The sequence below is a fragment of the uncultured Sphingomonas sp. genome, from assembly GCF_913062585.1.
Lineage (GTDB): Bacteria > Pseudomonadota > Alphaproteobacteria > Sphingomonadales > Sphingomonadaceae > Sphingomonas.
The window spans coordinates 50,204-63,605 of sequence record NZ_CAJXWX010000002.1; the positions used below are offsets into that span (position 1 = coordinate 50,204).

The 13,402-nt window shown below is 67.6% G+C and carries 11 protein-coding genes; 6 read left to right on the forward strand and 5 right to left on the reverse strand.

The genetic code is table 11. The annotated features are described in order from the left end of the window. Positions 1-35: 35 nt before the first annotated feature. From QZ546_RS01965 to QZ546_RS01980, 4 genes are all read left to right on the forward strand, one after another. Positions 36-1,040, forward strand: a complete 1,005-nt coding sequence (locus tag QZ546_RS01965; RefSeq protein WP_294233869.1) for a LacI family DNA-binding transcriptional regulator — start codon at positions 36-38, stop codon at positions 1,038-1,040. Then, positions 1,040-2,830 carry a family 43 glycosylhydrolase gene (locus QZ546_RS01970; protein ID WP_294233874.1) on the forward strand — a complete coding sequence of 597 codons (1,791 nt, stop codon included), beginning with the start codon at positions 1,040-1,042 and terminating at the stop codon, positions 2,828-2,830. Before QZ546_RS01965 ends, QZ546_RS01970 begins: the two co-directional genes overlap by 1 nt. 129 nt (positions 2,831-2,959) lie before the next feature. After that, entirely contained in the window at positions 2,960-4,486 is a 1,527-nt protein-coding gene (locus QZ546_RS01975) for a L,D-transpeptidase family protein (RefSeq protein ID WP_294233877.1), read from the forward strand. 10 nt (positions 4,487-4,496) lie between these two features. After that, positions 4,497-4,850, forward strand: coding sequence for a hypothetical protein (locus QZ546_RS01980; RefSeq protein WP_294233884.1), 354 nt, complete (start codon positions 4,497-4,499; stop codon positions 4,848-4,850). Positions 4,851-4,995: 145 nt separating this feature from the next. Here QZ546_RS01980 and QZ546_RS01985 read toward each other — a convergent pair whose 3' ends face one another. Genes QZ546_RS01985 through uxuA form a run of 3 tightly spaced genes read right to left on the reverse strand, consistent with a single transcriptional unit; the run spans position 4,996 to position 8,980 of the window. Next, positions 4,996-6,372 (reverse strand): mannitol dehydrogenase family protein, encoded by a 1,377-nt coding sequence (locus QZ546_RS01985; RefSeq protein ID WP_294233887.1) that lies wholly within the window; start codon positions 6,370-6,372, stop codon positions 4,996-4,998. Continuing rightward, entirely contained in the window at positions 6,369-7,781 is a 1,413-nt protein-coding gene (gene uxaC / locus QZ546_RS01990) for a glucuronate isomerase (protein WP_294233891.1), read from the reverse strand. Before uxaC ends, QZ546_RS01985 begins: the two co-directional genes overlap by 4 nt. Next, complete coding sequence (uxuA, locus tag QZ546_RS01995) at positions 7,778-8,980, reverse strand: mannonate dehydratase (protein WP_294233896.1); 1,203 nt, start codon at positions 8,978-8,980, stop codon at positions 7,778-7,780. The genes uxaC and uxuA overlap by 4 nt, the downstream gene beginning before the upstream one ends. Positions 8,981-9,123: 143 nt before the next feature. On the opposite strand from uxuA, the gene QZ546_RS02000 reads away from it, so the two are divergent. Beyond that, positions 9,124-10,020 (forward strand): sugar kinase, encoded by an 897-nt coding sequence (locus QZ546_RS02000; protein ID WP_294233899.1) that lies wholly within the window; start codon positions 9,124-9,126, stop codon positions 10,018-10,020. Positions 10,021-10,207: 187 nt separating this feature from the next. Further along, positions 10,208-11,878: an alpha-L-fucosidase gene (locus tag QZ546_RS02005; RefSeq protein ID WP_294233902.1), complete on the forward strand. Its 1,671-nt coding sequence runs from the start codon at positions 10,208-10,210 to the stop codon at positions 11,876-11,878. A 194-nt stretch (positions 11,879-12,072) separates the two neighbouring features. Here the strand turns inward: QZ546_RS02005 and rplA are convergent, their stop codons facing one another. Continuing rightward, positions 12,073-12,765: a 50S ribosomal protein L1 gene (gene rplA, locus QZ546_RS02010; RefSeq protein WP_294233905.1), complete on the reverse strand. Its 693-nt coding sequence runs from the start codon at positions 12,763-12,765 to the stop codon at positions 12,073-12,075. A gap of 4 nt (positions 12,766-12,769) precedes the next feature. Continuing rightward, positions 12,770-13,201: a 50S ribosomal protein L11 gene (gene rplK, locus QZ546_RS02015; protein ID WP_007407063.1), complete on the reverse strand. Its 432-nt coding sequence runs from the start codon at positions 13,199-13,201 to the stop codon at positions 12,770-12,772. Positions 13,202-13,402: the final 201 nt, after the last annotated feature.

The following is a 13,402-nucleotide window of genomic DNA, read 5'->3' on the forward strand; positions in this document are numbered from 1 at the left end:
GACGGCCCGGCCATTTTCCGGGAAAGGGGAGGGGTGTGAGGCAGGCACCGGCCACGATCCGTGACGTGGCGCGCGAGGCGGCGGTATCGGTCGCTTCGGTTTCGCGCGCGATGAACGGGCATAGCAGCGTGCATCCCGACACGCGCGCGCGGGTGATGGCGGCGGCCCAGTCGCTCGGTTACGTCCCCCATGCGGGCGCGCGCAGCCTGTCGCTGTCGCGCAGCCATGCGATCGGCGTGGTGCTGCCCGACCTGCATGGCGAGTTCTTTTCCGAAATCGTGCGCGGCATGGACCGGGAGGTCACGGCACGCGGTTATCACCTGCTGCTCTCCAACATGCATGCCGATGCCGAACTGGCGGCGCAGGCGGTGCGGTCGATGCGCGGGCGGGTCGACGGGCTGATCGTCATGGCGCCGCAGCTCGATGCTGCGGGGCTGGACGACGCCCTGCCGCGCGACGTGCCCGCGGTGCTGGTCAATTCGCATCATGGCGAGGGGCGGGCGGCGTTCCGCATCGACAATGCGGCCGGAATCGCGGCGAGCGTCGCGCATCTGGTCGGTGCGGGGCGGCGCAGGCTGGTCCATGTTGCCGGCCCGTCGGGCAATATCGACGCCGAGGAACGTCGCCAGGGCTTCCTGTCCGCCATGGCGCGGCTTGTCCCCGACTATGAGCCGGTCGTGATCGAGGGCGATTTCCACGAGGAATCGGGTCTTGCCGCGGTCGCGACCCTCGAGGGGCTCCCGGTGGCCTATGACGGGATCGTCGCGGCGAACGACATGATGGCGCTGGGCGTGCTCAGCGCGTTGCGTATGCAGGGCGTGGCGGTGCCCGATGCGGTAGCGGTGACCGGCTTCGACGATATTCCGCTCGCCCGCTATCTGGGCCTGACCACGGTGCGCGCGCCGCTGGCCGAGATGGGCGCGCGCGCCGTCGCCCGGCTGGTCGACGCACTGGAGGGCGGGGCGCTCGACCGGGAGGCGCGGATCATCGCCACCGAATTGGTGATCCGTTCGACCAGTCCGGCGGCCGGACAGGCCTGATGATCCCGGCCCTGATGCTGGCCGCGATCGCCCCGGCGCAGAGCTATGCCAATCCGGTCGACATAGATTACCGCTATAATTTCGAGCAGGTGAACGAGGGCGTGTCCTACCGCACCGGCGCCGATCCGGTGATCGTGCGGTTCAAGGGCGCCTATTATCTCTTCCTGACCCTGGCCGATGGCTATTGGCGCTCGACCGACCTGGTCCATTGGCGCTTCGTCACGCCCAGCCGCTGGCCCGCGCAGGGCATCGTCGCGCCCGCCGTCACCTCGGACGGGGAGCGGCTGCTCATCATGCCGTCGATGACCGATCAGGGCACGATCTATTCCACCAGCGATCCGGCAAGCGGCAAGCTGGACTGTTTCGTCCGCCGGATGCCGATGCTGCCGGGCGCGGTGCGATCGGGGTTCGAGGATGCCATCAAGCCCGGCCAGGTGCCGCCCGGCCCCTGGGATCCCGACCTGTTCCAGGACGAGGACAAAAACTGGTACCTTTATTGGAACTCGTCCAACGTCTTTCCGATCTATGGCGCGCCCATCCGTTTCGCCGATGGCAAGATGGTCTATGGCGAGCCGCGCCGGTCCTTCATCCAGCTCGATCCCGCCCATCATGGCTGGGAACGGTTCGGCCAGGATCATAGCGGTACGCTGCCCAATGGCACGCCGATCACGCCCTTCATGGAGGGGGCGTGGATGACCAAGGTGGCCGGGCGCTACTATCTGCAATATGGCGCGCCGGGGACCGAATATAACGCCTATGCGACCGGCACCTATGTCGGCACCTCGCCGATGGGGCCCTTCACCTATGCCCCCTATAACCCGGTTGGCTACAAGCCCGGCGGCTTCGTGCAGGGGGCGGGGCATGGCAACACGTTCCAAGATGCCCATGGCAATTGGTGGAACACCGGCACACCCTGGATCGGCCTGAACTGGGCGTTCGAGCGGCGCATCGGCCTGTGGCCCGCCGCATTCGAGGCGGACGGACAGATGCGCGTGTCGACCCGCTTCGGCGACTTTCCGCACCGGATGCCGACGACCCGCGTGACCGACCCGGAATCGTTGTTCACCGGCTGGATGCTGCTATCCTATCGCAAGCGTGCCTTTGCCGCCGGCGCGGTGGCGGGGCATCCCGCCGATGATGCGACCGACGAGAATCCGCGCAGCTTCTGGCTGTCCCCCAGCAAGGCGCCGGGCGCGACGCTGACGCTGGACCTGGGCGCGATGAAGATGGTGCGCGCGGTGCAGGTCAATTTTGCCGATTACCAGGCGGGCCGCTTCGGCGATGCGCCCGACATCTATACCGAATTCCGGCTGGAGCAGTCGACGGACGGTCGGACCTGGCATCCGCTCGCCCGGACCGAGGCACCACGTCGCGACCGGCCCAACGCCTATTTCGCGCTGCCCCGCCCGGTGCGCACCCGCTATATCCGTTACGTCCACGGTCATATCGGCGGCGCGCATCTGGCGATCAGCGATCTGCGCGTGTTCGGCAATGCGGACGGTATCGACCCCGCCGCGCCGGACCTTTTGGCGGCCACGCGCGAGACGGACGGCCGCAACGCCCTGATCCGCTGGCGGCGGGTGCCGGGGGCGGTCGGCTATAATGTCCGCTGGGGCATAAGGCCGGACAGGCTGGCCCTGACCTATCAGGTCTTTGCCGACCGGGTCGCGGGCGGCGAGGCGGCGGCGCTGCCCTTGCGCGCGCTGACCGTCGGGCAGCGTTATTATGTCGCGGTCGAGGCGTTCGACGAGCACGGCGTCTCGCGCCTCAGCCAGGTTCGCGCAATGTGATCGGCGAGGCGCTTTTCGGGATCATATTTCTCGGCTGATCGTCCTTTGGTTCAGCTTGGCGTAGGATTGGGTGCGATAATCGCGCGCTGCTGCGACGACATTTGGACGAACAGGGGCTATCATACCGACATGACCGCATCGCTCTTTTCCATGAATCGCCCCGCCTTTGCCCGTTTTCTCGGCACGCTGGCGGCGGGTTCGCTGGTCGCGACCCCGCTGATGGCGCAGGTCGCGCCGCCGCCCGTGCTGGTGCCGCAGCCTGTTCCGCAGGCGACGCCGCCCGCCATCACCACGACGCCCGTCGCCCCCTCCGTTGCCGCCCCGGTCGCGATTCCGACGCTGGGCGAAGCGCAGGCGCGCCAGCTCGCCACGCTGATCGCGCAAGCCGAGGTGGCGCAGGGGTTGCGCCAGGGGCCGCCGCGCGACCTGTCGGGCCTGTCGTCCGCCGCGCTGGTGCGCGTGGCGCTCGACTATGCCCATGCGGTCCATGCCGGTCGGCTCGACGCCAGCGATTTCACCAAGGACTGGGGCATTCGCCCGCAGCCCTTCTACCCGGCCCCCGGCTTTGCCGATGCCGTGCGGCGCGACCGGCTGGCGGACTGGATCGCCTCGCTGCCGCCGCCCTATGCCGGCTATGACGCGCTGGTGAAGGGGCTGGCCCGCTATCGCGCGATGGCGGCGGCGGGCGGCTGGTCGTCGTTGCCCTCGACCACGATCAACTTCGGCGCGAGCGGGCCGCAGGTGCTGGCCCTGCGCAAGCGCCTCGCGATGGAGGACCCGGCGGTCAGCACGACCGGCGACCGGTTCGACGACGATCTGCTCGCGGCGGTCCGCCGGGCGCAGCGCCGCTATGGCCTGAACCCCGTGGGCACGGTCGGCACCCAGACGATCGCCATGCTCAACGTGCCGGTGTCGCAGCGCATCCGCCAGATCATGGCGAACATGGAACGCTGGCGCTGGCTGCCGCAGCAGCTGGAGGCCAAGCGGGTGCAGGTGAACATCGCCGCTGCCGTGCTGACCGTGTTCGATGGCGACAATCCGGTCATGTCGATGAAGGCGGTGACGGGGCGTCCGGGCAACGAGACGCCGATGCTGGTGTCGACGATCCGCAGCATCGTGCTCAATCCGCCATGGAACGTGCCCAGCTCGATCGCCAACAAGGAGCTGTGGCCCAAGGAGCGGGCCAATCCCGGCTATCTGAAGCGCGCCGGGTTTCGCGTGATCGACAATGGCGACGGCAGCAAGCGGTTGCAGCAATCGTCGGAGAAGAGCGCGCTGGGGCGGTACAAGTTCGACTTCCCCAACGACTTCGCGGTCTATCTGCACGACACGCCCGCCCAGTCGGGCTTTTCGAAGTTCGACCGGCTGGCCAGCCATGGCTGCGTCCGGCTGGAGAAACCGGCCGAGCTGGCGTCGCTGATGCTGAAGACCACGCCCGAATGGCAGCAGCCGCAGATCGACGCGACCATCGCCTCGGGCAAGACGGTGCGCGCGACCATGGCGGAGCCCGTGGCGGTCTATCTGCTCTACTGGACCGCCTTCGCCAATGCCGACGGGCAGGTGGGGTTCCGCGAGGATCCCTATGGCTGGGACGCGCTGCTGGCCAGCAAGATCGAAGCCCGCTCGGCCGAGCGGGCGCAATCGACCAAGGATTAAAAGGGGACCGATGATGAAGATGTCGAACAAGCGGGTGATGGCGCTGGTCGCGGCGGGGCTGTTGCTGCCGGCGCTGGCGGGCTGCTCGCGCTCGTCGGAGGATCCGCCCGTGCCGGTCGAGAACGACACGCCGGCGGTGGAAGAGAATATGGCCATGCCGGAGGGCACGCCCGTCATGACCAATGCGGTCGAGGCCGCGCCGGTCAACATGGCCGAAGCCGCCGCGCCCCCGCCGCCGCCCGAGCGCAGCCAGGACCAGCAGATGATGGACGACGCCTCGGCCACCGGCATGACCGCTCGCGTCCAGCGCACGCCCGGCGACGCACCGGCGGATGAAACCACCACGCCCAAGGACGGGCAGTAATCCCAATCCTCCCCAAGCTCTGCTTGGGGAGGGGGACCGCCGCGAAGCGGTGGTGGAGGGGCATGAGCATTGGCCGAGGGCAACGTCGCTAGCGGTGACACCCCTCCGACGGCCTGCGGCCGCCACCTCCCTTGCAGGGGAGGAATTAGCGGTCGATGCCCTCGATCAGCGCCACACGCTGTGCCTCTGTCGGCTGCCAGCTTCCCGCCATCGAGCCCTGCGCCCCGAATAGCGCGTCGACTACCGACGCGGCATCGCCTTTGGCCCACAACCCGGCCAGCTCCGCCCGGCGTGGATCGGGGGATGCGTCGTTCCCCGTGCGGATGAAGCGCAGCCATGCTGCCAGCGCGGTCAGCGTCGCAGGCGCATCCCCGCCATGCGCGGCGAGCGACGACAGCCAGCGCGGACCCACTTTTTGCGAGCCGTCGCTGGCGATCTGCGACAGGCGGTGCTCCAGCGTCGCATTGGCGAAGCGCGCGAGCAGCGCATCGGCATAGGGATCGAGCGCCTGGCCCGGCGCGGCGGCGAAGCTGGTCGCGGCCTCGGTCCGCATCAACGCCTCGACGATCGGACGGATCGCGGGATCGGCGACCGCCTGGTGAACGAATGCGTGCCCGCGCTCCAGGCCCAGATAGGCGAGTGCCGAATGCGCGCCGTTCAGCATCCGCAGCTTGGCGGTCTCATAGGGGGCGACATCGGCGACGAACTGCGCGCCCCGGACTTCCCAGCGGGGGCGGTCGCCCGCAAAATCATCTTCGATCACCCATTGGCGATAGGGTTCGGTGATGACGGCGGCCTCGTCGCGCATCCCAAGCAACGCCTCCACCCGCGCCCGGTCGGCATCGGTGACGGCGGGGACGATCCGGTCGACCATGGTGTTGGGGCAACGCCAGTCGCGCTCGAACCAGTCGCGCGCCGCGCCCTGGCCCTGATGGTCGAGGAACGCCGCGACACCGGCGCGCAGCACCCGGCCATTGTCGGGCAGATTGTCGCAGCTCACCAGCGTCAGCGGCCCGAGCCCCGCCTTCGCCCGCGCCACCACCGCCTGCGCCAGATGGTGATAGATACTGTTCCCGTCCGCCTCGATCCCCGCCAGATCGGTCGCGCCGTCAGGGCGCCGCCAATAGCCCTTCTCGGTCACGGTCAGCGTGACGATCCGCGTATCGGGCGCGGCGAGCAACGCGGCCAGCCGGTCGGGCGTCCTGGCCGCGACGGTCACTTCGCGGATCGCCCCGATCAGGCGAACGGCCTCGCCCTCGCTCGACCGTTCGGTGACGGTGTAGAGCCCGTCCTGCGGCGCCATCTGGTCATGCACGCCCGCCGAACGCAGCGACGCGCCCGCAATCGCCCAGTCACGGTCGCCCGCCGCCATGGCGTCATCGGTATAGACGGCCTGATGCGCGCGGTGGAACGCGCCCAGGCCCAGATGGACGATCCCGATCCGCTGGCTCGCCCGGTCGTAACCAGGCCGTGCGACGCCATCGGGCAGGGCGGCGGCGGTGCCCTCGCTCAGCCGGGTCACAGGCGATACGCCGCGCGGACCAGTCCGCCCGTCAGCGCATGGGCCAGCTCGACCGCCTCATCCTCCTCCAGCCGATGCTCGGCGACCAGGCGTGCTAGGAAGCTGCAATCGACGCGCCGCGCGACGTCGTGCCGCGCCGGGATCGACAAGAAGGCGCGGGTGTCGTCGTTGAACCCGACCGTATTGTAGAAGCCCGCCGTCTCGGTCGTCATCTCGCGGAAGCGGCGCATCCCCTCCGGGCTGTCATGGAACCACCAGGCGGGGCCCAGCTTCAGGCAGGGATAATGCCCGGCCAGCGGCGCCAACTCGCGCGCATAGACGCTCTCGTCCAGCGTGAAGAGGATGATGGTCAGGTCGCGTTCGTTGCCGACCACGTCGAGCATGGGTTTCAGTGCATGGACGTAATCGGTGCGCATCGGCATGTCCGCGCCCTTGTCGCGACCATGGCTGGCGAACAGGCCGGCATTATGGTTGCGGAAGGATCCGGGGTGGATCTGCATCGTCATGCCGTCCGCGACGCTCATCTTCGCCATCTCGGTCAGCATCTGCGCGCGGAAGAGTTCGGCGTCCGCAGGCGTCCAGCTGCCGCCGACGATCTTGGCGAACAGCGCCTCGCACTCAGGCTTGGACAGGTTCGCGGTCGCGGCCGTCGGATGGCCGTGATCGGTCGCGGTCGCGCCCAGCGCCCGGAAGGCGGCGCGGCGCTTGGCATGGGCGGCGAGATAGCCGGACCAGCCATACACATCCTCGCCGGTCAGTTCGGCGAAGCGCTGCATCGCGCCCGCGAACTGCTCATGCTCGACATCGATCACGCTGTCGGGACGATAGGTGGTGATGACACGCCCCTGCCAACCCGAATCCCGGATCGCCTGGTGATGGATCAGCGGATCGTCGGCGCCTTCGGTGGTCGCCAGGCATTCGATGCGGAAGCGCTCGAACAGCGCGCGGGGGCGGAAGGCGGGGGTGGCCAGCGCCTCGCCGATCGCGTCGAAATAGCGGTCGGCGGTCGCCGCCTCCAGCGCCACGTCGAAGCCGAACACCTCGGCAAAGACATGGTCGAGCCACATGCGCGACGGCGTGCCGCGGAACAGGTGGTAGTTGGCGGCGAACAGCTTCCACGCCGCGCGCGGATCGGTCGTCGGACGGCCGCCGCGATGCGGAATGCCCAGATCGTCCAGCGCGATGCCCTGGCTGTAGAGCATCCGGAAGACATAATGGTCGGGCGCGAGCAGCAGGTCGCTGGCATCGCGCCACGGCTCGTCGGTGGCGAACCAGCGCGGATCGGTATGGCCGTGCGGGCTGACGATCGGCAGGTCGGCCACTTCGGCATAGAGCGTCCGCGCGATCCCGCGCGTCGTCGGATCGGCCGGGAACAGCCGGTCGGGGTGCAGTTCCAGCGGCCGGGTCATGCGGTCAGCTCCAGTTCGGCGGCGCTCGTCTTTTGGCTCAGGCCCAGCATATGCACGATCCCGCGCTCCAGCCCGCGCAGTTCGGCCAGGCCCCGCATCCGGCCGAGCAGCGAATAGCCCGGATTGGAGCTGCGATGCAGGTCGTCCATCATCCGATGGCCATGGTCGGGGCGCATCACGATCGCGCGACCCTGGGCATGGGAGATTTCGACGATCGCCTGCACCACCTGGGTCATGCGGGCATGGCCGCCCAGATGCTCGGCCTCATGGAAATTGCGCTCGCCCGCTTCCCAGCCGACCGAGCGGAGGTGGAAGAAGTCGATCCGGTCGGCAAAGCGCCGGACCATGGCGGGCAGGTCGTTGTCCGGCCGCGCGCCGAACGACCCGGTGCAGAAGCAGAGCCCGTTCGCCAGCGACGGCACGGCGGCGTAGAGATGCTCCAGATCCTCCGCCGTGCTGACCACGCGCGGCAGGCCGAAAATGGGGAAGGGGGGATCGTCCGGGTGGACGACCAGGGTGATCCCGACCTCCTCGGCGATCGGGCAGACCGCGCGGAGAAAGGCGATATGGTTGGCGCGCAGGGCCTCGGCATCGATACCCGCATAGCTGTCGATCGCGCGCAGGAAGGCGGGCGAGTCGAAACTCTCCTCGCTGCCCGGCAGCCCGGCGATGATCGTGCGCTCCAGCCTGTGGCGCTCTTCCGCGCTCATTTCGGCGAAGCGCTGGGCGGCGGCGGCGCGGACATTGTCGGAGTAATCCGCCTCGGCCCCCGGCCGCTTCAGGATATGGATGTCATAGGCCGCGACCGCTGCCCATTCGAAGCGCAACGCCGTCGCGCCGTCGGGCAGTTGCCAGTCCAGATCGGTCCGCGTCCAGTCGAGCAGCGGCATGAAATTATAGGTGACGGTACGCACGCCTTCGGCCGCCAGGTTGCGCAGGCTGTCGCCATAGGCCTGGACCAGTTCGTCGGTCAGTTCGCCACGCTTGATCGCGTCATGCACCGGCAGGCTCTCGACCGTCGACCAGCCCAGCCCGGCGGCCTCGATCATCGCGCGCCGCTCCGCGATGGCCGCGCGTGGCCAGACCATGCCGTTGGGAATTTCGTGCAGCGCGGTCACGACCTCGGTGGCGCCCGCCTGGCGGATATGGGACAAGGCGACCGGGTCGGCGGGTCCGAACCACCGCATAGACTGGATCATCAACACGTCCGCTACCCTCGTCCCATATCCTATTTGCTGACCAAGAGCGGTAGCATCGCGCATTCGGATTGACCAGTTACAAATTTTGGCCTTGCCACTATGGCTCGAGTGGCGGACCGTCATAAGATCAGGAGAGAAATGCCATGCGGATTGTCGTCGTCGGGGAAGGGATGATCGAGTTGTCGCGCGCCGAGGGCGGGTTGTGGCGGCTGGGTCATGGCGGCGATACGTTGAATACCGCGATCCACCTGGCACGGATGGATCGCAGTGTCGCCTATGTCACCGCGCTGGGCGATGATCCGTTCAGTGCGACGTTGCTGACCGACTGGTCGGCGGAGGGGATCGACACCACGCTGGTGCAGCGCGACCCGACCCGTATGCCGGGCCTGTATGCGATCACCACCGACGCGGCGGGCGAGCGCAGCTTCGCCTATTGGCGCGGGGAGAGTGCGGCGCGGCGTACCCTGTCGCTGCCCGGGGCCGAGGCGGTCATGGCGCAGGCGGAGCAGGCCGATCTGCTGCTCTTCTCACTGATTACGCTGGCTATCCTGGACGAGGACAGCCGCGAGCATCTCTTCGCGCTGGCGCAGCGGGTCCGGGCGCGGGGTGGCCGGGTGGCGTTCGACGGCAATTACCGTCCCCGCCTGTTCGCCGATCAGCAGCTGGCGCGCGACCTGTGCGCCCGCGCCATCGCGGCCTGCGACATCGGCCTGCCCACGCTGGAGGATGAGGCGATGCTGGTCGGCGCGACGTCGGCCGAAGAGGTCCAGGCCCGTTGGCTGGGCCTGGGCGCAGGCGAGGTCGTGGTGAAGCTGGGCGCGGAGGGTTGCCTGTTGAGCGGGGTCGGCATCGTGCCCCCGCCCGAACGCCTGAAGCCGCGCGATACCAGCGGGGCGGGCGATGCCTTCAACGCGGGCTATCTGGGTGCGCGTCTCGACGGGCTGGCGCCTGCGGAGGCGGCGGTGCGGGGCCATCGGCTGGCCGGGTGGACGGTGATGCGCGCCGGCGCGATCCCGCCGCGCGATGCGGATCTGCCGTAAAGCGATTTTGCACTATTGGACTGACCAATATTAGTTATATGTCAGGTGGCCTGTCGCGAATCTTTGCGTTCTCTATCATCGGCGCTCTTTCGATCTCATTTGTAAAAACCCTTGTCAGCGCCGGGGGTAGGTGACAGTTTATGTCGGACATGAATGGCCGATCGGCGGCAGGCGCGGGAGTGCGGAGATGAAGGTCAATCGGCGTGATCTGCTAGGTGCGGTCGGGGTGGCGGGCGCATCGACCGCATTGGGAGGACCGGCCTCCGCTGCAACGGCGCCGGCGGGGGACAAACCCTTCGCGCCCAGCTGGACATCGCTGGCGGAAGGGTATCGCGCACCCGATTGGTACCGCGATGCCAAGTTCGGCATGTGGGCGCATTGGGGCCCGCAATGCGTGCCGGAGGAAGGCGATTGGTACGCCCGCAACATGTATCTGCAGGGTTCGCGCGCCTATAATGCGCATGTCCGGAAATATGGGCATCCCAGCAAGGTCGGCTTTCTCGACATCATCGGCCAGTGGAAGGCCGAGAAATGGGATCCGGAGCGGCAGCTCGATCTTTATCAGCGTGCCGGCGCCAAATATTTCGTCGCACTCGCCAATCACCACGACAATCTCGATACCTTCGCGTCGCCGCACCCCTGGAACACGACGCGGGTCGGGCCCAAGCGCGACATTATCGGCACCTGGGCGAAGCTGGCCAAGGCGCGAGGGCTGCGGTTTGGCGTGTCCAATCACAGCGCGCATAGCTGGCACTGGTATCAGCCCGCTTATGGCTATGACGCCGAGGGACCGCTGCAGGGTAAGCGCTATGACGCGGACTGGCGCACCAAGGCGGACGGGCGGGGCACCTGGTGGGACGGGCTCGACCCGCAGCAACTCTATAACGGGCCGATCATGCGGATGCCCGATGGCTATGTCGACCGGACGGAGGCGGATGGCTGGCACGAGCGGACCGACAACCTCTGGAACGAGGGCAAGCCGATCGGCCGCCCCGATCTGGCCGCCGCCTGGGTGCGCCGGTGCCGCGCGCTGATCGACAATTATCAGCCCGACCTTCTGTATTTCGACGATTTCGACCTGCCGATGGAAGAACTCGGCCTCGAAATGGCGGCCTATTATTACAATGCCAATCGCCGCTGGCATGGCGGGCGGTTGGAGGCGGTGCTGAACGTCAAGACCACCCCGGCGCAGCGCCGCATGGCGCTGGTCGACGATGTCGAGCGCGGCGGCAAGACCTATATCGAGACCTATCCGTGGCAGACCGATACCTGCCTGGGCAACTGGCATTACGACCGCGCCCTGTACGAGCGGGACGGCTATAAGAGCGCGGCGACGGTGATCCACACGCTGTGCGACGTGGTGTCGAAGAACGGCAACCTCCTGCTCAACGTGCCGATGCGCGGCGACGGCACGATCGACGAGAAGGAGGAGCGCATCGTCGAGGCGATCGCCGCCTGGATGGGCCGTTATGGCAACGCCATCTATGGCACACGGCCGTGGCGCGTGCACGGGGAAGGGCCGGGCGCGGCGAGCGGCGGCATGTTCAGCGAAACGCAGGATTCGAAATATACCGCCAAGGACATACGCTATGTCCGCAAGGGCGAGGATGTCCATGCGCTGATGCTCGGCTGGCCCGAGGACGGTGTGGCGCGGCTGACCTTGTTCGCCAATGGCAACATGATCGGGCGGGGGCAGGTGGTGCGGGTGACTCTGTTCGGCGACTCGACTCCGCTGCCCTTCCGCCGCACGGACACGGCGTTGGAGATCACGCTTCCGGCCGGTGCGCGTGAAGCGATCGGCGTGCCGCTGGTCCTGTCGGGGCCGGGCCTGGTCGCGGGGAGCGTCGCGCAGGTGTGAATCTGGGGCCATGCCCCTCCACCCCGCCCTGCGGGCGCGGTCCTCCTCCCCATCGGAGATGGGGAGGATTTGGGAGGTCCATTCCTCTCCAAGCTTGGCTTGGGGGGGCGCCTCGACGGAAGACGTCACGAAAAAGGGGGCCGGAACCGAAGTCCCGACCCCCTGATCCTGTCAGCCTGAGCTGGCGGCGTGGATTACGCGCCCGGGATTTCCGAGACGTTCACCTTGATGCCGCGGCCCATCGTCGACGAGACGGCGACCTTGCGGACATACTTGCCCTTCGCGCCCGACGGCTTGGCCTTGATGAGAGCGTCGACCAGCGCGTCGAAGTTGGCGCGCAGGTCCTCCGCCGGGAACGACGCCTTGCCGATGCCCGAGTGGATGATGCCGGCCTTTTCGACGCGGTACTCGACCTGGCCGCCCTTGGCCGCCTTGACGGCTTCGGCGACGTTCATGGTCACGGTGCCCAGCTTCGGGTTCGGCATCAGGCCCTTGGGGCCCAGCACCTTACCGAGGCGGCCGACGACGCCCATCATGTCCGGGGTCGCGATGCAGCGATCGAAGTCGATGGTGCCGCCCTGGATGGTTTCCATCAGGTCTTCGGCGCCTACGACGTCCGCACCGGCGGCGCGTGCTTCGTCGGCCTTCACGCCCTTGGCGAACACGCCGACGCGAACGGTCTTGCCGGTGCCCTTGGGCAGGGTGACGACGCCGCGCACCATCTGGTCGGCGTGACGCGGGTCAACGCCCAGGTTGACGGCGACTTCGATCGTCTCGTCGAACTTCGAGGTCGCGTTGGTGCGCGCCAGCGAGATCGCTTCGTCGATGCCGTGCAGCTTCTCGGCGTCGATCTGGACGGCCTTCTGCTTCTTGGTCAGCTTCGCCATGATCTTAGCCCTCCACCACTTCGAGGCCCATCGCGCGGGCGGAGCCTTCGATGATCTTGGTCGCAGCCTCGATATCGTTGGCGTTCAGGTCCTTCATCTTGACCTGGGCGATTTCCGCGAGCTTCGAGCGCGCGATCTTGCCCGCCGACACCTTGCCCGGCTCCTTCGAGCCCGACTTCAGGTTGGCCGCCTTCTTGATGAGGTAGGTCGCAGGCGCGGTCTTCGTCTCGAACGAGAACGAACGGTCGGCATAGACGGTGATGACGGTGGGCAGCGGGGTGCCCTTCTCGACTTCGCCGGTCTGCGCGTTGAACGCCTTGCAGAATTCCATGATGTTCACACCGCGCTGACCCAGCGCCGGGCCGATCGGCGGCGAGGGGTTGGCGGCGCCTGCAGGGACCTGCAGCTTGATATAGCCGGTAATCTTCTTTGCCATGTCACTCTCTTTTCGAGTCTAGCGGTCGTGACGGGCACGAAGGCGAACGCCAGCGCACCCTCCCGCAAGGGTTCCGTCGCATGATGCTAGGGAAGCGCGGGCTCATAGGGAAAAGTGGTAGAAAAGGCAAGGCGACTCTGGCCCGCCCTCCGTTCGCACTGAGCGAAGTCGAAGTGCACGGGATTCCGTCTGCCGAAGGGG